Here is a 20,342-nt window from a genome sequence, read left to right as displayed (position 1 = left end):
ACATGAAGTTAAGCAGCAGGAGCAAACTAGGCGCTACGCTACTTTTGATTAATGCATCCATTTATATTTCCTTTTCCCTTTATACACCTTTTTTAAGTGCATACTATTCAAAAGCCGGACTAGATGCAGTTGAAATAGGAATCTTACTTACCATTGGCCCGGTTGTTGCCATCTTTATTCAACCATTATGGGCAATTCTTAGTGACAAAACAGGTCATCGAAGATTAATCCTCTGTTTGGTTATATTAGGAAGTGCATTTTCCATGTTCAGCTACTACATCGGGCATTCCTTTTTCAACTTTTTTTTCGCAGCTTTGCTACTTGCCATCTTTAGCACGTCAATTGTGCCGCTGAATGATGCGATAACCTTACGATTTGCGAAAAAGAACGGTTTAGACTTTTCAATAATACGAATGGGTGGAACAGTTGGATTTGCAATCGTAGTTATTATAGCTGGGGGAATCGTAAAGAAAAACCCAGATATCCAGTTTCTTCTTGGCTTTCTAGGATATATGATTTTGCTATTCTTTGTAACCCGACTACCGAAGGATGAAAAACCATCCGTCGATAAAAACAAAACACTGTCTGTCACATCAATAGAAAAGAAGCGAGGATTCTTGAAGATATTTGAATCCAACCAGGTTTATTTCATGTTAGCGTTCGCTTTCATTACTCAAGTAGGACTAAGCTTTCACGGTAGCTTTATGGGTGTCTATGCCCTTAAGCTTGGTACCAGTGAAGATATGATCGCATTGATAAATTGTTGCGCCGCATTAAGTGAAATTCCTGTATTGTTTATGATCAATAAAATAATGCGTAAGGTTAGCACTATGAAATTAATCGCTCTATCCAGTCTTCTGTTAGGTATCCGTATGTTTATCATCACATCAGGAGGAATCGGGTTTCTTATATTTGCTCAATTCTTACATGGACTGACCTTTATGACCGTATATTACAGCATTGCGGTATATATCAGTAAGAAAGTAAAATCCAAAAACCAATCCAAAGGTCAAAGTATACTCACCATCGTACAAACCGGATTAGGAAGTATCGTAGGAAACATCATTGGCGGCTATCTGGTTGATCGTTTTGGGTTAGTATCCGCATATCAGTATATGGGTGCATTGATTATTATTATCACATTAATGATAATCACTTCTCAGCTAATTTATCGAAGTGTCACGAAGGAGAATGATTAAAATCTTATTATCTGTATTAGTTTGAGATACCGACATAATCCATTCATCACAGAAGTACAGAACTAGAACTATGAATAAAGACCACGGAATAATATTTGGCATCTTGATAATCCCTAATGACAAATCCTATTCCGTGGTCTTTATAATTCTCTTAATACTAAGTCCGTAGTACCCGGATTTAAACCAATTTCAACCCTAACTACTTTTTTATTATTCCTATAATCTTTTAGAATCATATTCTTCAATTCCGTACCACCGTGATAGCCGTGAATAATTCTGATTCGGTATATGCTGCCATTTGCTTTTTTTAACTGGCTATCTATACAGATTTTCGCCTGATGTTTCGTCAAGCCATGCAGATCAACTTCTATGATCCCTGAATTCAATGTTTTCAACTACATCGCCCCTTTTCTAAATTATCGTTGCACCAAATGGCATCAAGGCTAATTTCGCCAATTTAAAATGCTGTAAACCAAATGGTATTCCGATGATGGTAAGACATAGCAGACCTCCGAAAATCAAATGCATTATCGCAAGTGGCAAACCGGTAACAATAATCCAAATGATATTAAGTAAAAACGAACCGGCGCCCCCTCCATAATTGACCTCCCGGCCAAAGGGAAAAAAACTTAACGCTGCAAATTTAAAACATTGTAGCCCTACAGGTATTCCAACAATTGTGATACACCACAGCACACCCATCAATAACCAGCTTAATCCGCTTATAAACCCTCCGCAGATAAACCATATCAAATTACCTAAACACCCCATAAACTTTTAATCCTTCCCTTAATCAAGTGGTTTTCTAGTTATGCTTCTTGTTTTATTGACAGATATTGTACTAATTTTTTATCTGATACTAAAATGTGGTTAATGAGCCAATCCGATAAATCAGATAATATCTCCGTATAAAAATCCTGAGGGGTATTAATCTCTAGAATGCTGGTATTAAAAACCTTAAATCTAAGATAATTATGTTGACTTGCATGTTCCCCAATGTCAGGATAATCCGATTTCACCATCAAATGCTCTTCATATTCAAAGTGCATCTTAATATACTCTTCCAGCCTTGTAATAATTTCAACAATATTGAAATAACTAAAATCATGATCCTCAATCATCTGTAGAACTTCATTCATAATCGCTATCAGTTCTTTATGCTGTTCGTCAATCGTGTCATTTCCCACCGAGTATTCTTCTGTCCACTGTATCATTATATTGCACTTCCTTTTCTTTAAGCTAAAAAGTCATTTTGTTGTTATAACGTCTTTCGACAGTTTTAGATAATAATAAGCCTTTTGTGGTTCAGTTGCAAGTATTTTAAAACGAGCCTGTTATACTTTTGTATCAGTAATAACAAGCCCATCCTGTAGTCCTTTATCGTTTTCTTGGGTAGTGTTTATCGTCCGAATTCAGACAGAATCAAATCCTTATTACGATCCTGCGCCATCTGGATACTCCAGCGATTCACAAATAGTAGCAAAGGATTCCCTTTCAAATCTTTGATTTTCTTGGTATCGGAGGAAACACTAAGTTTGCTCACATCGATATCCTTGTTCTCAATCCACCTTATATACTCATACGGTAATACCTCCATACGTATTTCTACTCCGTATTCCGATTCCAATCTAAACTTCAATACATCAAACTGAAGAGTACCTACAACACCAACTATAATTTCTTCCATACCGGTATTATATTCCTGGAAGATCTGAATTGCGCCTTCCTGTGCAATCTGTGATACACCCTTTAAAAATTGCTTTCTCTTCATGGTATCAACCTGACGAATCTTAGCAAAATGTTCCGGTGAGAAAGTTGGAATTCCTTCATAAGCAAATTTCTGATCGGTGGAACATAGCGTATCACCGATTGAGAATATTCCCGGATCAAATACACCGATTATATCTCCTGCATAAGCCTCTTCTATAATCGTTCTTTCTTGCGCCATCAGCTGCTGTGGTTGACTTAACCTTATTTTTTTATTGCCCTGAACATGATTTACTTCCATTCCAGCTGAAAACTTACCGGAACAGATTCTCATGAATGCAATACGATCTCTATGTGCTTTATTCATATTTGCCTGAATCTTAAAAACAAAGGCAGAAAATTCATTGGTCATTGGATCAATTTCGCCTTCGGAGGATTTTCTCGGAAGTGGAGAAGTAGTCATTGATAAATATCTCTTTAAAAATGCCTCCACACCAAAGTTTGTCAACGCAGAACCAAAGAAAACCGGTGTAAGCTTACCACTTAAAACCAAATCCAAATCAAACTCACTGCTTGCTCCATCAATCAATTCAATTTCTTCCGCCAAGATATCATGGTTGGCTTTACCGATCAAATCGTCCAAACTGGAATCACCTAATTCTACCTCAACGGTGTCCACTTCTTTCTGGCCGTTGTTTGCTGCATAAAAACGGGTGATGTGTTTGGTTTCCCTATCATAAACTCCTTTGAAATTCTTACCCGAGCCAATTGGCCAGTTAATTGGACAAGTACGAATACCTAATACTGATTCGATCTCATCTAGTAATTCAAAGGTATCTCTTGACTCACGATCTAATTTATTAATAAACGTAAAAATTGGAATACCGCGCATAACACAAACCTTGAACAGCTTTTCCGTCTGGTTCTCAACACCCTTAGAAGCATCAATTACCATGACCGCAGAATCAGCAGCCATCAAAGTACGGTAAGTATCCTCGGAGAAATCCTGATGCCCCGGGGTATCCAAAATATTGATGCAATAATCATCATAATTAAACTGCATAACAGAGGAAGTAACGGAGATACCTCTCTGCTTTTCGATTTCCATCCAGTCAGAAACCGCATGACGGTCTGTCTTTTTACCCTTAACGGAACCTGCAAGATTGATTGCCCCTCCGTATAAGAGCAGCTTCTCTGTCAGTGTTGTCTTACCCGCATCCGGGTGAGATATAATTGCAAATGTTCTTCTTTTCTTTATTTCATCGGTATAATTACTCACGTTAAATCCTCCAAAACTTTTTATCAAACTACTTCATAATATATTATTGGCAAGAACATTGTCAAGATACCGAATCCGGAAACATATTTATTCTGATAAAATAATGGTTTTCGGAGGGCGCCCTTTCAACGTAGCGATATTTATCACATTCTAGTTTCAAAATAAAAGTGTATGAATTATTATCCATGAGAGACACGTTCTCACTCGGTTATCGCACGTAGCGGTTCATAAGGTCGTAACAGATGTTCCATCTGCCACAACCTAAGAACCGACGGCGATAAACGGTCTCTCGTGGATTAATATTTCACACACTTTTTGGTTGATGCTTTGATGTGATAAACGTTCAATGTTATAAAGGCGCCCGTATACTATATTATTAATAGGATTCAATTTAATAATTTTAAACTAACAATAAATATTTGTGCGTTTTATGTACTTGAGTCAAGTTCTCGTACGGTTATTACTTCCGATCATAATCTATGAATTTATCTCAATATCGCTAGGTAAGTGCTTATCATATTCAAAACGGGAGTAACAGCTTCCGCTATTACTCCCGGGTTAAAAGATGGCTAAGTATTTTACTCATTAATAATTTTTTACATTTGTTTCAAATTTATTTTATATTAGTTTGAACCTGGCACGAGTCGTTAATGTTTTTATCCCCATCTTTTTATGCTGTTATCTTCTCTTCCTGTGAACATGTTAATCATTAGGATTAGAACAAAGGATAGAGACAGTATGATGACCACCCATAGGCCTGCGGTTCCATAATTACCGCCCGCTACTTCTGAGGCTATCGCAACAGACATCGTTCTGGTTTTTCCTAAGATATTACCTGCTAACATTGAGGTTGCACCATATTCCCCGATTGCTCTTGCAAAGGTCAGTATCGTTCCGGAGATGATACCAGGTGCTGCTAATGGGATAATTAATTTCCAGAAGATTTTATATTCTGGTATTCCCAAGGTTCGAGCTGCATAGATCATCGTCACATCCACCTGTTCAAAGGCCGCCCTGGCATTCCGGTACATAAGAGGAAATGCGATAACAAATGCTGCAATTACACAGCCCGGCCATGTTTGAACGATTTTAATATCAAAGTTGACGTATAAAAATGTTCCAAACGGTCTTCTTAAACTAAATAATAATAGAAGAAAGAAACCTGCTACGGTAGGAGGTAGTACTAATGGTAATGTTATAATCGAATCAATCACCCATCTTGCCTTTTTCCCCATATTCATTACTGACTTGGCTGTGGCAATACCAATAAAAAATGCTATGATTGTGGCTAGCACTCCTGTTTTTATTGATATAAAAAATGGGCTAAAATCAACTGATGTAATAAAGTTAGTCATTGTGTACTCCCCCTTCCCTAAGTAATAATACTATCACAGTTAAATCAAATCATTCTTCTCATTATTATTTAGCCAGATCCAGTTCATAATCTATCTATTTCTAACTACCTTCCCCAAGAAATCTTCTTTGGTTCCTTACCCATATTAAAGAAACCTTAGTATAAAAGCACTCCTTGTGTTCTATCAATCTTAACACTTTGAGTGATATTACTTATTGATGGTAAAACCGTATTTTTCAAATACCTTTAGGACTTCTTCCTTTGATAGGAAAGCCAAGAAATCCTTAGCTGCCTTTTTCTGTGTATCATCTGCCTCTTTATTGACTACCTGCGCCACAGGATAGAGTACCGGTTTTGTCAAGCTGGAATCCGGTGCGGTTGCAATTACTTCTACAGAATCTTTCATAGACTCAGCATCCGATTGATACACCACTCCTACTTCATTACTTCCTTCACTAACAGCGGTTAACACAGCGGTAACATTACTACCTTCGTTGATCTCCATCTTCTTTACTTTATCGAGAATATCCAGATTCGTAAAAATGTCTCTTGCATAATCGCCTGCCGGAACGCCCTCGGCTGCTAATGCAATATTCTTCGCTTTGAATACATTATCAAAACCTGTAACGGCTGTTTTCCCGCCTTTTGGTTTAATTAACACCACTTTATTTTTCAATAAATCCACCGTTGTGTTGGGTTCTATTAAACCGGCCGTATTTAATGTATCGATTTGCTTCTTCGCTGCTGAAAAGAATAAATCACATTGTGCACCCTCCTGTATCTGCGTAAGCAATGTACCGGAACTATCTGCATTGTATGTAATTTTAACATTAGGCTGTGTTTTGTTATACATTGTAGCAACTTCTTTCATCGCATTACTCAAACTTGCAGCGATAAACACATAAATTTCAGTGGAACCGGTCTTATTATCGGCAACCGTCGGTGCGGGAGTCGATGAAGCCTGCTGCCCTACGGTAGGTGTAGTATCGGTTTTCCCACCATCCGATGAACTGTCTTTTCCTCCACAACCGGATAAAAGAGCGATGGTTAATACTAACGTCATAAGAATTGAAACATACTTCTTCATTTTACTTCCTCCTTAAGATATATTGTTTTCATTTATTTGGGACAATTCGTTCCGTATAAATGTTTGACACCCACTAATCGTTCCATAGAGCTATCACATCCCCGTTATAGCTTCCTTTATGAATCGACTATAACTACGTTTTGTTATGTTATGTTCCGTTATGTAATGTTTTGTTATTGGTAGTATAAGGATAATTTTTACTCAAAACAATGCATCAAATCATAGAAAGAATGCCATATTTTCAATTAATTGCCGTCATTTTATACAATTATCTCACTTTAACAAAATTCCTTAGCGTATTATAGTATTAATTAGAACCATCACCAGTCATCATAAACACCTGTAACATTTACTCTGTTATTATATAATCGCATAATAAAAGGTGATACCGATATTCCTAAGTAACTACATCATACGAGCTGAAGTTATTACCTTGAAATATCGGCATCACCTTTATTTATTAATTTATTTATAATATACCTGCTATTCCTTCATTATCTATCGAGATAAATATAATTTCTATACTGGGCGCCCTTTCTAACTTAAGTTTCAGAAATTATGCTTCCTATCCGGCTGATGTTGTATCCTCCTATCCCTTCCAGTTCTGATTGAAATTCCTTGGAATTCAATGTTTGCAATACGGCTTGAAATTCCGGTTTATTGAGATCTTCCTTTTTAAACACTAAGTCAAGCTGTTCCGTCTGTAGTGGTATAAAATCAACTCCGCTGACCTGCAGTGCAGATTTTTCATTGCCAAGGCCAACATCCGCTCCTCCTCTGGCAACCGTACTCGCAATCGTTAGGTGGGAGGTGCTTTCCAGATTATAACCCACTATCTGATTCCCGGGTATTCCTAATAACTTCAGCTTTTCATCGAGCAACACTCTGGTTCCGCTTCCTCTCTCCCTATTAATCATAGTAATATCTTTTCTCTTAAGATCTTCCCAACTCCGTATCCCTTTGGGATTTCCTTTAGCAACATAAAAGCCCTGTTGTCTTGTTGCAAGATGCACAATCATGGTAGGGATTCCAGGCACCATTCTCTTTACATAGGGTATATTATATTCTCCCGTCTCACCATCGTAAAGATGAACGGTGACGAGCTGAACTTCATTATGATACAGTGCATACAGCCCATTATAGCTCCCTGCATAGGATCTTACGGCCTGTATATGATTCATATGATCTTGCAGATAGCTTGAGAGAATATCCAGTATGACATCCTGCCCACAGATTATAAAGCCATTCGTCCTTGTATCCTCTTGTGAAATAAAATGTTTTGGTCGAGGATAACTTTCTGCCAACTCCTTTTTCTTACCAACATTAGGTAGCTGTTTTACTAAAACCGCTTGTGCTTCCGAAAAAGACTGTGTTTCTAAATTTACCTGTGTCTCTAAAACTGTTTGAGTTTGTAAAACAGGATGGGGCAAGTCCTGTACAATATGCGTATGGAATTTCGCCTTTGTACTATTTTTATATTCAATTACATCCTGCAGATCCACTCTTAACTTCTTTCCCACACGGTATCCATTTAATTCACCACGCTTAATTAATTCGTAAACGGTATTCTTGGCTATTTTAAGCATTTCTGCAACTTCTTGGGCTGTTAATACTGTATTCTCCTCCATAGGCTCTATGTATTAAAGTACACCAAACATGACTGAAGTGGATTTTATTACAGCTACTACATCACTGCCGACTGTTAACCCTAATTCTTTGATTGCTTCGACGGATATGGTTGCAGAGATTACAATCTCGCCACTTGTTATGGTAACAATTCCGTTAACTGCACCTTCCTTGATTGATGTTACTTTCCCTCCTATCTGATTTCTTGCGCTAAGCTTCAACTCTCCAACACCCACTAATACTTCTGTTGCTTTTACGATTGCAACTGCCTCAACTCCTACTGCCAGATTAAGTTCCGATACAGCGTCCAGTGAAATGGTTCCCTTAATCAAAGCTCCGCTTGCTTCCAACGTAACGATTGCATTTACCGCCCCCTTTTCAATTGACTTTACTGTTCCTTTTACTTGATTTCTTGCGCTCAGTTTCATAATTGCCTTCTCCTTTGATTGTTTTTGCACCAATTTATGGTTTTTATTTACTTCTATCGTATTGTCTATTGATTAATAAGTAAAATAGTTATATTTTATAATATATATAGGTAATTACCTATATATTGCAAATCTGAATTTGTTAAGTACTTTTGATACAATAATTTATTCATCAAAACAAGGAGGTATAATATGACACTGCGACATCTAACTATATTTCTTACCGTTTATGAAGAAAGGAATATGACCAATGCAGCAAAAAAGCTATATATGACCCAACCCTCTGTCAGTCAGGCAATTAAAGAATTGGAGGAGTATTATGAAGAGGTCCTGTTTGATCGTTTTCCCAGAACGCTCTATCCGACGGAAGCCGGGAATGAAGTGTATCAACATGCTTCTCAGATATTATCCGTATTTGATAAGAGTAAAGAAAGGGTTCATAAAAAAGAAAAAATTAAAATCGGAGCAAATATAACGGTAGGCGCAACTATGATTCAACAATATGTGAAACGCTTTGGACAGATATATCCAAATGTTAAAGTGTTGGTATCCATTAATAATGCGGGACATTTACTGGATTTATTGCTTAAGAATGAACTAGATATGGTTTTGATTGAAGAAAGAGAACTAGATCCTCACTTAGCGTATGAGGTATTTTTCCATGATCGAATTGTACTGCTTGCGAATAACCAACATCCCCTAACCCAAAGTAAAAATCTTCATTTAAGTGATATTGCAAAGGAAGACTTCTTACTGCGAGAACAGGGTGCCGGTGTTCGTATTACCTTTGATAAGCTCGCTTCCTTAAGCGGTTTTCCAATTCAACCGGTGTGGGAAAGCTGCAGCAGCTACGCTCTTATCAATGCAGTAAAAGAAAATATCGGAATTGCTGTTCTCCCTTACCGTATTGCAAAAGAGCATATCGACCGGAAGGAAGTAACAGAATTACCAATACAAGATATGAATTTAAATCGTAAGCTTCAAATTGTTTATCACAAGGATAAGCATTTTTCAAAGCCATTAAGTTATTTTAAAGAGATTGTAACCACCACTCATTTTGAGTAATTCCTCATTACGCTCAATTATGCTTGCGACATGCTACCAAATGCATAATCTGCAGCTTGAATAGTCTTTACTATATCTTCCTCAGTATGTGCATCAGACAAAAACATTGCTTCATACTGTGCCGGAGCGATATAAATTCCTCCGGTAAGCATTCGTGAATAATATTCCTTATAAGCATTTACGTCAGATTGTACTGCCGACTTGAAGTCGAGCACTTCATTATTTTGAAAAAATACGCTCATCAATGATCCAATGCGGTTAATTGAAATGTTACGCCCTTGCTTTTTCGCAGCTTCTTTCAATCCGATCTCTAGTTTATCCCCTAGTTTATTTAACTTGGTATAGATATTCTTTGTATTCTTAAGTGTGGATAAAGTGCTGATTCCCGCTGCAACAGCAACCGGGTTTCCTGATAAAGTCCCGGCCTGATATACCGGTCCCACCGGAGCCACTTTACTCATAATCTCTTTGCTTGCACCATATGCACCGATTGGCATACCTCCTCCTACGATCTTACCAAGTACGGTAATATCGGGAAGTATGTTGAACAGCTCCTGTGCTCCGCCGTAAGATAGACGAAAACCGGTAATTACTTCATCAAAGATTAGGAGTGCACCATGCTCCTTTGTTAAATCACGGAGCTTTTGTAAGAACTCTTGATTCGGTAAAACCACTCCCATATTAGCTGCCACGGGCTCAACGATTACAGCTGCCAACTGATCTCCGTGTTTTTTAAATATCTCTGTAATTTGTTCACAGTCATTATAAGTAGCGATTAAAGTATTCTTTGAATAGTCCGCAGGGACTCCCGCGCTATCAGGAATTCCAGAGGTCAGTGCTCCCGAGCCGGCTTTCACCAATAATCCATCACTATGTCCATGGTAACAACCCTCAAATTTAACAATCAGATCTCTTCCTGTGTAGCCTCTAGCGAGACGAATTGCGCTCATCGCCGCTTCCGTACCGGAATTCACAAGGCGTACCATATCGATTGACGGTACTGCATCACAAATCAATTCAGCTAATACCAATTCGTTCTTCGTTGGTGCTCCAAAACTGATTCCCTTTGATGCCGCCTTTGCGATTGCCTCCAACACTTCCGGATGTGCATGTCCAAGAATCATAGGCCCCCAGGAACAGATATAATCGATGAACTCATTGCCATCCACATCATAAATTCTTGCTCCTGATGCTCTGTCTATAATAAGTGGTGTGCGTCCCACTGATTGACAGGCACGAACCGGGCTATTCACACCTCCCGGTATTATCTGATAAGATTGATTGTATATTTCACTTGATTTATTAAATTCCATATTCTCACCTGTCCATCCACTCTTTGATATTCTTCGCATAATAGCTGATTATGATATTGGCTCCGGCACGCTTAATCGCCGTTAAGGACTCGAGAGCTGCTCGTTGTTCATCAATCCATCCTCTTTGAGCCGCTGCCTTAATCATACAGTACTCTCCGCTTACCTGATAAGCTGCAAGTGGATAATCAAAACGTTCTGAAGCTTCTTTAATGATGTCTAAGTATGCAAGTGCAGGCTTCACCATAATAATATCCGTGCCCTCTGCGATATCAAGTTCTATTTCTTTCATTGCTTCTTTTCTACCGTGATAATCCATCTGATAGGTTTTTCTATCTCCGAATGCCGGAGCAGAACCGGCAGCATCACGAAAAGGGCCATAGAAAGCAGAGGCATATTTTACACTATAAGACATTATGATTTTATCTATAAACCCCTGGGAATCTAGGCCTTTACGAATCGCTCCAACTCTTCCATCCATCATGTCCGAGGGAGCGATCACATCCGCACCTGCCTCTGCAAGGCTCACAGATGCCTTTGTCAGCAAGTCCAGCGTCATGTCATTATCGACATATCCGTCCTTGATCACGCCACAGTGGCCATGGCTGGTATATTCACACAAACACACATCCGCAGTAAAAATCATCTGAGGAAAACGCTTCTTCGCTTCCCTTAATGCTTGTTGTACGATGCCATGTTCACAATAAGCACCGCTGCCCAGTTCGTCCTTTTCCTCAGGTACACCAAACAGCATAACCCCAGGAACACCTGCCTTACTGACTTCTTCCAGTTCGAATAATAATTTATCTACTGAATAATGGTAGGTTCCCGGCATTGAGGAAATCTCTCGTTCTACTCCGGTTCCTTCAACAACAAAAAGCGGGTAGATAAAATTATCCGGTGTAATGATTGTTTCACTAACCAGTTTACGTACCCCTTCATTTGCTCTTAATCTTCGTGGTCTCTTCTCTATCTCCATATTAAACCTCCTACTACCAACAGATGTGATTTAAGGTATGTGCATTTTGTTTTGTAGAAAAACTTTATTTAATACAAAATTTTATCATGCATGTCCTTTGTATTAGTTTATGCTGAGGATTTCGCAAGCACAAACTTTAAGTGTGAATTATGCATTTCAATCATTCACACTAAGATAATTCTATTAGCTTGTTTACAATTCCTTCTTCCAGATATTCCTCTGCCACTCCGGCTATCTTCATACCCACTTCTTCTGCTGCTTTCGCTGTAACCGGTCCAATGCATACACATTCAGCAGTCATATTTGCGATACGCTCTTTACCAAATATCGATACAAAAGAATTCACCGTAGACGGACTTGTAAATATAACGAAATCAATCATATTCTTCTCAAGTAATTCCGGTAATTCGGACTGCTCCTGCTTATTCTCCACTATTTTGTAAACCGGCACATCGTCAAATGCAATTCCCTGCTTCCTAATCCCATCAGATAAATCTCGGCTTGCAATCTCGGAACGCAACAATAGTAACTTATCCTTACTATCTACCCGCTTCAGAAGACCTTCACAAAGATGAGCTGTTGTAAACAGTTCAGGGACATAATCCGCATAGATACCACGATCTTCTAGAGCTTTTTGTGTGGCAGTACCAACGACGGCGAATTTCAAACCCTGAAACAGTCTGATATCCTTTTTCCATTGTTTCAACTGATCAAAGAATATATTAACACCATTCGCGCTTGTAAACACGATCCATTGATAGTCATTAATTTGATCCAACACATTTAAAAGTGTCTCTTTATCCGCATTAGGTTCAATTTTTATCACCGGATACTCTATTACGGTAGCGCCAAGATCCTCGAGAGAGTCCACTAGTCCCTGGGATTGGTGACTTGGTCTTGTCACAACGATCCGCTTTCCTGCGAGGATTCCTTGATTAAACCAGGCGAGTTTATCATGTAATTGTGCAACATATCCAATAACAATAACCGCAGGGGATGTTACCTCCTCCTGCTCCGATATCTCCACAATCCGGTTTAATGTACCACGAATCACTCTCTGATCAGCACTACCACCTTTTTCTACAATCGCGACCGGTGTATCCTCCTCTTTGCCGTATCGAAGTAACCCAGTGCAAATCTCCCCAATATTTTTAACACCCATTAAGAACACGAGCGTGCCTTCCACCTTTGCCAAAGCATCCAAATCAAAGCTTTTTCCCTCATTCTCCGGACTTTTATGACCTGTTATAATATGCACGGAGGAAGCGAAGCTACGATGAGTAACCGGAATTCCTGCAAATGCCGGAACAGCTATAGAAGATGTCACACCTGGTACGACCTCATAGGAAACGCCATGCTCCCTCAGGTATTCACACTCTTCTCCTCCTCTTCCGAACAAAAATGAATCGCCGCCTTTTACTCTGGCTACCTTTTTCCCTTCTTTCGCAAGTTTGCATATAATTTGATTGATTTCTTTTTGAGGCACTTGATGATAGGTGGGATGTTTCCCCACATTGATCATTTCTGCCTCTTTTGAAGCAAACCCAAGCACCTTACTGTCAATCAGACGATCATGAACAATCACATCAGCCTTTTTCATACATTCCAGTGCTTTTATGGTCATCATTTTATAATTACCCGGACCTGCTCCGATGATATATACTTTTCCCTGCATCCTATTACCTCCACTAATTGCACTGGTTGATCAGATCATTTAACTGGTCTGCCAGATTCTCACCCAACCTGAGTGCATCCTGCTTCTTACCCTCGATCTGAGCTTTCACACATTTTGCATAATCTGTTGTCGCTAGCATTCCATATATCATCATTCTGTCACCCTCAATCTGTGCATGAGCGGCGATTGGTGTACTGCAACCTCCGTCTAATTTTAACATAATTCTGCGTTCTGCCTCTAACTGTAACATCGCCTCTGGGCTATTAATCTCTTCAATTATGCTTTGTAGCTTTCCACCACGCTTCGTCTGAATACCAAGGATTCCTTGACCAATGGACGGAATCATATCACGAACCTCCAGGTACTGAGAGCAACGATATCCCATACCTAGGCGGTTTAACCCTGCTGCCGCAAGAATAATCCCATCGTATTCTCCTGCCGCCAGCTTATCCAATCTGGTTAGTACATTTCCACGAAGTTGTTTTATATTTAAATCTTCTCTGAGCTGTAATATCTGAACCTCTCTACGCGCACTACTAGTTCCTATCACAGCCCCTGATTTGAGATTCTGTAGTGTTACATCACCTCTTGTAACCAACACATCTCTTGGATCTTCCCGCCTGGATACAGCGGCGATGACTAGCTCTTCCGGCATTATGGCTGGCATATCCTTCATGCTATGAATCGCCATATCGATGGAGTCCTCCAATAAGGCATGTTCTATCTCATTCACAAATAACCCTTTGCCACCGATCAAATCAAGTTTTGTATTTAACAAGACATCTCCCTTTGTCTTGATTCCGACTAACTCAAATTCCAATTCCGGATTTAAGTGCTTTAATTGCTCTATTATTATATTTGTTTGTGCAATCGCAAGTGCACTCTGTCTTGTACCAACCCGGATACGTTTTTCCATGATATTGCCTCCAGCTATTTTAATTCATCTCTATATTTTAAAAGAAGTTTATTTAACGCTTCTCCTGTGATTTCACCGTTTACATAGAACTCCTCAATTACCTGTTTTAATACAAGTTCTCTCTGACCCTGACTCGGTATGTGTTCCCTAACTTGTGCACGAAACCGGGCAAGCAGTTCTATTATTTCAGAATATTCCTCCGTTATGGATTCATCCATCATCTTACGAAGTTTTTTTGATAACGCCGGATATTTTCCATCCGTTGAGATGCCAACCGTTAAATCCCCTCTTTTAATTACCGAGGGAAAGAAAAAGGTGCAGCGCTCCGGATCATCCACGACATTAACAGGGATATTCCGCTTCACTGCTTCCTCATATGCTTTTGCGTTCGTCTCCAAGGAGGAAGTTGCCGCGATTACTAAAAACGCACCCTGCACATCCTCATCAAGATATTCCCTTTGTTCAATTCGAATCCTTCCTTCACTCTCAAACTGAGCGATCGGTGCAATCACTTCCGGCGCAATCACATGGATATCCGCATCATAACGAAGCAATATTTCGATTTTCCGGTAAGCTACAATCCCTGCTCCGACTATGAGACATTTTTTATTCTTCAAGTTAACAAACAACGGAAATGATGACATGCCCTACTCCTTCCTTGTGGAATAAATATTGTGCTTTTGATACCACCTGATAAATTCCTCGGTATGAAGATCGATTTGCTCTTGTATATATTCTAAATCCATCTGTTTTTCATGATTTGAATCCTTATTCTCCAGATGGCTCATATCATCCACATTATATAACTGTATTTGCTTACCATCCCTGATTGAGGAGTCAATGTCTCTTGGAACAGCAAGATCAATAAATATATGCTCTTTTTCTTTAACTAATATATTTTCATCCAATACATCCTTCGTCACTGTATAATGCGGACTTGAAGTAGCACTTATTATGATATCACATTCGTCAATATATTGATAACGCTCTGTATAATCTACATAAGTAATATCACCACATAACTTCTGACTCTCTTTCATACAAGCCATATTCCTTTTTGTCATAAGGATATTGTTTGCTCCAAGTTCATTCAATTCTTTAAAAACAAGCTGTCCCATCTCTCCCGAACCGATCATCAACACTTTTTTATCCTTCAATTGTTCACCAAACAAATCAGAAAGAAACGATACTGCTCGTCCAGCTACGGAACGTGCTTTCCCTACATATATATTTCTTGTTTTGATCTTCTTTGAAGAAGTGATTGCCAGTCTTGAGAGTGTATTCAGTACGGATTTACTGCTGCCCTGCTTCATAGAAATTTCATATGCTCTCTTAAACTGACCAAGAATCTGGTCTTCCCCCAGAATCATGGAATCCATACCGGAAGCCACCTTAATAATATGATGAATTGCATTCATTCCCTCATAGACATAGAAGTATTTCTTTACCTGATATAAATCAATTCCCTTTAAGGAACAGAATTTCTCTTCAATGCTTCTGGTATCACGAACAGACTTTTCCGCTACTACATGTATTTCTGTCCTATTACAGGTAGAAAGCAGCGCACACTCCTGCACCCCTTCGACCTGATTAATCGCCGATAAGGTATCTTCATAATCCTGAATATCTATATTGAATTGTTCCCTAATTTCAATCGGAGTAGTTTTATAATTCACTCCGATTACATATATTTGCCTTGATGTCATGTTAAGGTTCCTTTCAACGCCAAATCACAGAACGAACAACTCGTGTTCTCCGAACGTTCCTCCTGCCCAATTATTATCCCATAGAATATAGTTTTTATAATATTTTGATACAAAGTAACCTCTAGTTAATGCTTGTATGATAAATAACACATGTTCATTTGATAGACTTGCTTAATAAACTTACTGGTACTACTAATGAGCGAGCCGGATGAGAAATTGATGATCCCATACCATACACCGTCCCTCGAACGAAAAAGAATAACCTTCGAATAAGGTGATGCAAGAAAGGCCTATGTTATCCATAGACCTTATTATATCGTATTATCTTTTATCTTCCAACAATAAATTCTGCGATTATTCGAGTCCGCTTTTTTCTACGAGAATTGTAAAGGTTCCATCCTCGTTATTATTAACATTCAATATCTTATGTCCTTCATCCTTAAAGCTCCTTGGGACATTTGCTATCGGTTCTCCCTCATTCATCTTAACTTCCAGAACCTGACCATCTTCAAGCTCTTCTATCGCAATCTTAGCCTTAACAAAAGTCATTGGGCAAACAACATCCGTAATATCAACTATGCCATCGATTTTTACATCACTCATTTATGAAACCTCCTGTTTAATATTAACTGGTTTGGGTGCCTAAATTAGATTACTTTATCTAATTCCTCCTGAAGCAGATTCCAACCGACACGCTCTAGAGTGTTACCAAAGCGCTCACTTGGTTTACCATACTTCTCAAAGAATTGTAATGTTGTCTCAATAATCGCATGAAGCTGCTCTGTGGAAAATATGATTGGTAACAGCTGCTTACCAATTGTGATACGATTTCCGAACAGCCCTCCGAAGTAAACCAAAAATCCGCTCTTTCCTTCCCACGCTTCGGTAGGACATGATTTCACACATCTACCGCAATAATTACAGGAAGACTCATCAAAAGTAAGTGCCTTATTCTGCTTATCAACTTTAATCGCATCTTCACGACAAACCGCCTCACATAAGCCACAATAGGTACATAAGCTTTGGTTCCAGGTCGGCTGCATACCACCTTTTACTCCGATATCATTTTCCTCCGCCTTTAAACAGTTATTGCGGCAGCCTGTAATGCCAAGCTTAAACTTATGAGGTAATTCTCTTGCATAATATCTCTCATCAAACTCTTTTGCAAGAGCGACGGTATCAATTAAACCACTTGTACAGATTTCACTTCCCTGGCAGGAAGTAATCGTTCTAACTCTTGGACCACAGGCACCCGGCTGTAAACCAGCTTCCTTGAGTTCTTGCTTAACGATCTCAATATCCTCTAATTTAATATAAGGAATCTCAAGGCTCTGTCTGGAAGTCATATGTATATAGCCTTTTCCGTATTTATTGGCAATCTCATACACCTTCAGTAATTTATCTGCCTGAAGTTGGCCACCAACTACTCTGAGTCTCAATGCGAAATGATTCTTTTGCACTTGGCGCATAAATCCGCCTTTTTTTAATTCCTTATAATCAACCTGTGCCATAATTACTCTCCTTCAATCTTTAAATCTTCTTGATTTACATTGTTATTAGCGATTCGAAAACTATTTAATATCGGATTATTCTGCTCCATTAAGGATAGAATCAAATAGCTAGATTCCGGATCAAAAGCCAGCCTTTTGTCTTCCTCCGATGGACGGGAAGGTGTTTCCGGATGACTATGAAAATTACCAAGCAATGTCCAACCATTTTGTCTTATATCCTTAATTGCAGCGAACTGCTCCTTTGGATCCATCGAAAAATGTTCTGGACTTCGATCCATATTTTCTAATAAATATATCTTTTTTACCCGCTTTATACCATCTTTCGTCACTCCGCCCAACAAACCGCAGGCTTCATTCGGCATACCACTAAGAGAATGATTTACTATCTCATTGTATTGTTGCTTTGTTAAAACGATCATATGGATTACCGCCTATCTATTATTTCAGATCACATGCTGCCTGCTCGTAATCGATTAGCTCTGTTATGGTTGGATGCTCTCCGCAAACCTGACATTTCTTATTCTTGGGCAACTTAACCTTTCTAAATTCCATTTTAAGCGAATCATAGGTTAATAGCTGTCCGGTCAGAAGATCACCGATTCCCAGGATATATTTAATCGCTTCTGTTGCTTGAATTGTACCGATGATACCACCCATTACACCTAACACGCCTGCTGATTTGCAAGTAGGAACTGCATCCGGCGGCGGTGGATTCTCAAATACGCATCGGTAGCAGGGTCCCTGACCCGGAACATAGGTCATCGTCTGTCCCTGAAATCTGATGATACCTGCATGGGAGAATGGCTTTTCAGTCAATACACATGCATCATTAATCAAGAATTTAGCCGGGAAGTTATCTGTACCGTCAATAATAAAATCATAATCTTGATCCTTAATAATATCTACTATATTGGAGGCACTTACCCACTGCTGATATGTAATGACATTGACATCCGGGTTCATCTCATTAATCGTCTCTTTGCCTGATATTACTTTAGGCTTACCCACATCCTTTGTCAAGTGTATAATCTGTCTTTGAAGATTTGATAATTCTACTGCATCAAAGTCCACAAGGCCGATGGTTCCAACTCCGGCAGCTGCCAAGAACATCGCGGCCGGTGCACCTAGTCCGCCTGTTCCGATAATCAGCACTTTGGAATTCAGAAGCTTAGTCTGTCCTTTTGCCCCAACCTCTTTTAATATGATGTGTCGGGAATAACGTTCCATCTGTTCATTGGTAAAGCTCATCTTGCACCGCCTCCCATGAAATATAAGAATTCAATTACATCTCCTTCTTTTACTAGAAGTGTTTCGAAATCTTCACGATTAATAAATTCCTCATTAAGCTGTACTGTCACGTAGTCCTGCATCTCCACCTTTTGTGTCTCTAATAATTCCTTTACTGAAAGTGCACTTTCAAGAACAACTTCTTTTCCGTTCACTGCAATCTTCATAAATTGCCTCCTTCTATCCATTTTATATTACAGTGGGGGCTGCTGCAAATTTTGCAACATCCCCCTAGTACTTTATCATTTATTATGCGTCTTGATATAATGTAGTGGATAAATATCTTTCTCCTGTGTCAGGTAGAAGAACGACAATCGTCTTTCCTTTATTCTCCGGTCTTTTTGCAATCTGAGTTGCCGCATATGCTGCAGCACCTGAGGAGATACCAACTAATAAGCCCTCTGATTTAGCAAGCTTTCTGGAGGTCTCGAATGCTTCTTCATTCTTTACCTGATATATCTCATCAATGAATTCGCTATGATAATTATCCGGAACAAATCCTGCGCCGATACCCTGAATCTTATGAGGCCCTTTATTACCGCCGGATAATACAGGGGAATCGGATGGCTCTACTGCGATTACTTGAACACCCGGTTTCTTCTTTTTCAGTCCTTCCGATACACCGGATACCGTACCGCCGGTACCAACACCCGCGATAAAGATATCTACTTCTCCGTCCGTATCTCTCCAAATCTCTTCTGCAGTGGTGTTAATATGCATTAAAGGATTTGCAGGATTTTTAAACTGCTGAAGAATATAGGAGTTTGGTGTTTGTTCCGCTAATTCTTCTGCTTTTTTAATAGATCCTCCAATTCCTTCTGCTCCAGGTGTTAATACTAAATCAGCACCGAGTGCCTTTAATAAGTTACGACGCTCCAAGCTCATCGTCTCAGGCATAGTAAGAATTAATTTATATCCTCTTGCGGCAGCAACAAAAGCAAGTGCAATACCTGTATTACCACTTGTAGGTTCAATGAGAACAGTGTCTTTATTAATAAGACCCTTCTCCTCTGCGTCTTTAATCATTGCAAAACCGATACGATCTTTTACACTGGAGGCCGGATTAAAGTATTCTAATTTCGCAACAACTTTTGCATCCAAGCCATGCTCCTTATTATAATTTGATAATTCTAATAAAGGTGTATTACCAATTAAGTCCGTTAAATTCTTTGCTATATTTGCCATATTTATTACCTCCATTATTTCTTTTATA

The 20,342-nt window shown here is 39.1% G+C and carries 22 protein-coding genes; 2 read left to right on the top strand and 20 right to left on the bottom strand.

Going from position 1 to position 20,342, the window contains the following annotated elements; all coding sequences use genetic code 11:
- The first annotated feature begins 2 nt into the window (after positions 1 to 2).
- A complete protein-coding gene (locus AC6IWN_RS04040; RefSeq protein WP_497991089.1) occupies positions 3 to 1,199 on the top strand; it encodes an MFS transporter in 1,197 nt (398 codons plus the stop codon).
- Between the two features lie 140 nt (positions 1,200 to 1,339).
- On the opposite strand, the gene AC6IWN_RS04035 is transcribed toward AC6IWN_RS04040, so the two are convergent.
- From AC6IWN_RS04035 to AC6IWN_RS04000, 8 genes are all read right to left on the bottom strand, one after another.
- Positions 1,340 to 1,594, bottom strand: a complete 255-nt coding sequence (locus AC6IWN_RS04035) for a Smr/MutS family protein (protein ID WP_497991088.1) — start codon at positions 1,592 to 1,594, stop codon at positions 1,340 to 1,342.
- A 16-nt stretch (positions 1,595 to 1,610) separates the two neighbouring features.
- Positions 1,611 to 1,970: a YccF domain-containing protein gene (locus tag AC6IWN_RS04030; RefSeq protein WP_497991087.1), complete on the bottom strand. Its 360-nt coding sequence runs from the start codon at positions 1,968 to 1,970 to the stop codon at positions 1,611 to 1,613.
- Between the two features lie 38 nt (positions 1,971 to 2,008).
- Positions 2,009 to 2,413 carry a bacteriohemerythrin gene (locus AC6IWN_RS04025; RefSeq protein WP_497991086.1) on the bottom strand — a complete coding sequence of 135 codons (405 nt, stop codon included), beginning with the start codon at positions 2,411 to 2,413 and terminating at the stop codon, positions 2,009 to 2,011.
- Positions 2,414 to 2,598: 185 nt separating this feature from the next.
- Positions 2,599 to 4,185 (bottom strand): peptide chain release factor 3, encoded by a 1,587-nt coding sequence (locus AC6IWN_RS04020; protein ID WP_497991085.1) that lies wholly within the window; start codon positions 4,183 to 4,185, stop codon positions 2,599 to 2,601.
- A gap of 656 nt (positions 4,186 to 4,841) precedes the next feature.
- On the bottom strand, positions 4,842 to 5,540 hold the full coding sequence (modB, locus tag AC6IWN_RS04015; RefSeq protein ID WP_497991084.1) for a molybdate ABC transporter permease subunit: 699 nt from the start codon (positions 5,538 to 5,540) through the stop codon (positions 4,842 to 4,844).
- A 207-nt stretch (positions 5,541 to 5,747) separates the two neighbouring features.
- The gene (modA, locus tag AC6IWN_RS04010) at positions 5,748 to 6,626 is read right to left on the bottom strand and encodes a molybdate ABC transporter substrate-binding protein (protein ID WP_497991083.1); all 879 of its coding nucleotides are present in this window, start codon (positions 6,624 to 6,626) and stop codon (positions 5,748 to 5,750) included.
- Between the two features lie 542 nt (positions 6,627 to 7,168).
- Positions 7,169 to 8,254, bottom strand: a complete 1,086-nt coding sequence (locus AC6IWN_RS04005) for a helix-turn-helix transcriptional regulator (protein WP_497991082.1) — start codon at positions 8,252 to 8,254, stop codon at positions 7,169 to 7,171.
- Between the two features lie 12 nt (positions 8,255 to 8,266).
- A complete protein-coding gene (locus tag AC6IWN_RS04000; RefSeq protein ID WP_497991081.1) occupies positions 8,267 to 8,680 on the bottom strand; it encodes a TOBE domain-containing protein in 414 nt (137 codons plus the stop codon).
- Between the two features lie 192 nt (positions 8,681 to 8,872).
- Here AC6IWN_RS04000 and AC6IWN_RS03995 point away from each other — a divergent pair, with 192 nt between their 5' ends.
- Positions 8,873 to 9,745 carry a LysR family transcriptional regulator gene (locus AC6IWN_RS03995; RefSeq protein WP_497991080.1) on the top strand — a complete coding sequence of 291 codons (873 nt, stop codon included), beginning with the start codon at positions 8,873 to 8,875 and terminating at the stop codon, positions 9,743 to 9,745.
- Positions 9,746 to 9,762: 17 nt separating this feature from the next.
- On the opposite strand, the gene hemL is transcribed toward AC6IWN_RS03995, so the two are convergent.
- The 12 genes from hemL to cysK all read right to left on the bottom strand — a co-directional run bounded on the left by hemL (position 9,763) and on the right by cysK (position 20,314).
- On the bottom strand, positions 9,763 to 11,058 hold the full coding sequence (hemL, locus tag AC6IWN_RS03990; protein WP_497991079.1) for a glutamate-1-semialdehyde 2,1-aminomutase: 1,296 nt from the start codon (positions 11,056 to 11,058) through the stop codon (positions 9,763 to 9,765).
- Positions 11,059 to 11,062: 4 nt separating this feature from the next.
- Positions 11,063 to 12,034 (bottom strand): porphobilinogen synthase, encoded by a 972-nt coding sequence (gene hemB, locus AC6IWN_RS03985; RefSeq protein ID WP_497991078.1) that lies wholly within the window; start codon positions 12,032 to 12,034, stop codon positions 11,063 to 11,065.
- 169 nt (positions 12,035 to 12,203) lie between these two features.
- Positions 12,204 to 13,709: a uroporphyrinogen-III C-methyltransferase gene (cobA, locus tag AC6IWN_RS03980; protein WP_497991077.1), complete on the bottom strand. Its 1,506-nt coding sequence runs from the start codon at positions 13,707 to 13,709 to the stop codon at positions 12,204 to 12,206.
- Positions 13,710 to 13,722: 13 nt separating this feature from the next.
- Entirely contained in the window at positions 13,723 to 14,625 is a 903-nt protein-coding gene (gene hemC, locus AC6IWN_RS03975; protein WP_497991076.1) for a hydroxymethylbilane synthase, read from the bottom strand.
- 14 nt (positions 14,626 to 14,639) lie between these two features.
- A complete protein-coding gene (locus tag AC6IWN_RS03970) occupies positions 14,640 to 15,269 on the bottom strand; it encodes a precorrin-2 dehydrogenase/sirohydrochlorin ferrochelatase family protein (RefSeq protein WP_497991075.1) in 630 nt (209 codons plus the stop codon).
- A 3-nt stretch (positions 15,270 to 15,272) separates the two neighbouring features.
- Positions 15,273 to 16,331 carry a glutamyl-tRNA reductase gene (gene hemA, locus AC6IWN_RS03965; protein ID WP_497991074.1) on the bottom strand — a complete coding sequence of 353 codons (1,059 nt, stop codon included), beginning with the start codon at positions 16,329 to 16,331 and terminating at the stop codon, positions 15,273 to 15,275.
- A gap of 354 nt (positions 16,332 to 16,685) precedes the next feature.
- Positions 16,686 to 16,934 (bottom strand): sulfurtransferase TusA family protein, encoded by a 249-nt coding sequence (locus AC6IWN_RS03960; RefSeq protein WP_497991073.1) that lies wholly within the window; start codon positions 16,932 to 16,934, stop codon positions 16,686 to 16,688.
- 44 nt (positions 16,935 to 16,978) lie between these two features.
- Positions 16,979 to 17,842 carry a ferredoxin-like domain-containing protein gene (locus tag AC6IWN_RS03955; protein ID WP_497991072.1) on the bottom strand — a complete coding sequence of 288 codons (864 nt, stop codon included), beginning with the start codon at positions 17,840 to 17,842 and terminating at the stop codon, positions 16,979 to 16,981.
- Positions 17,843 to 17,844: 2 nt separating this feature from the next.
- On the bottom strand, positions 17,845 to 18,261 hold the full coding sequence (locus AC6IWN_RS03950; protein WP_497991071.1) for a M67 family metallopeptidase: 417 nt from the start codon (positions 18,259 to 18,261) through the stop codon (positions 17,845 to 17,847).
- 19 nt (positions 18,262 to 18,280) lie between these two features.
- Complete coding sequence (locus tag AC6IWN_RS03945; RefSeq protein WP_497991070.1) at positions 18,281 to 19,090, bottom strand: HesA/MoeB/ThiF family protein; 810 nt, start codon at positions 19,088 to 19,090, stop codon at positions 18,281 to 18,283.
- Positions 19,087 to 19,296 (bottom strand): sulfur carrier protein ThiS, encoded by a 210-nt coding sequence (gene thiS / locus AC6IWN_RS03940; RefSeq protein WP_497991069.1) that lies wholly within the window; start codon positions 19,294 to 19,296, stop codon positions 19,087 to 19,089. The genes AC6IWN_RS03945 and thiS overlap by 4 nt, the downstream gene beginning before the upstream one ends.
- Positions 19,297 to 19,378: 82 nt before the next feature.
- Complete coding sequence (gene cysK, locus AC6IWN_RS03935) at positions 19,379 to 20,314, bottom strand: cysteine synthase A (RefSeq protein ID WP_497991068.1); 936 nt, start codon at positions 20,312 to 20,314, stop codon at positions 19,379 to 19,381.
- Positions 20,315 to 20,342 lie beyond the last annotated feature (28 nt).

Source organism: Variimorphobacter sp. HTMS_6 (assembly GCF_059717775.1).
The sequence above is the reverse complement of the archived record's forward strand: the minus strand, read 5'-3'. Positions and strand labels throughout refer to the sequence as shown.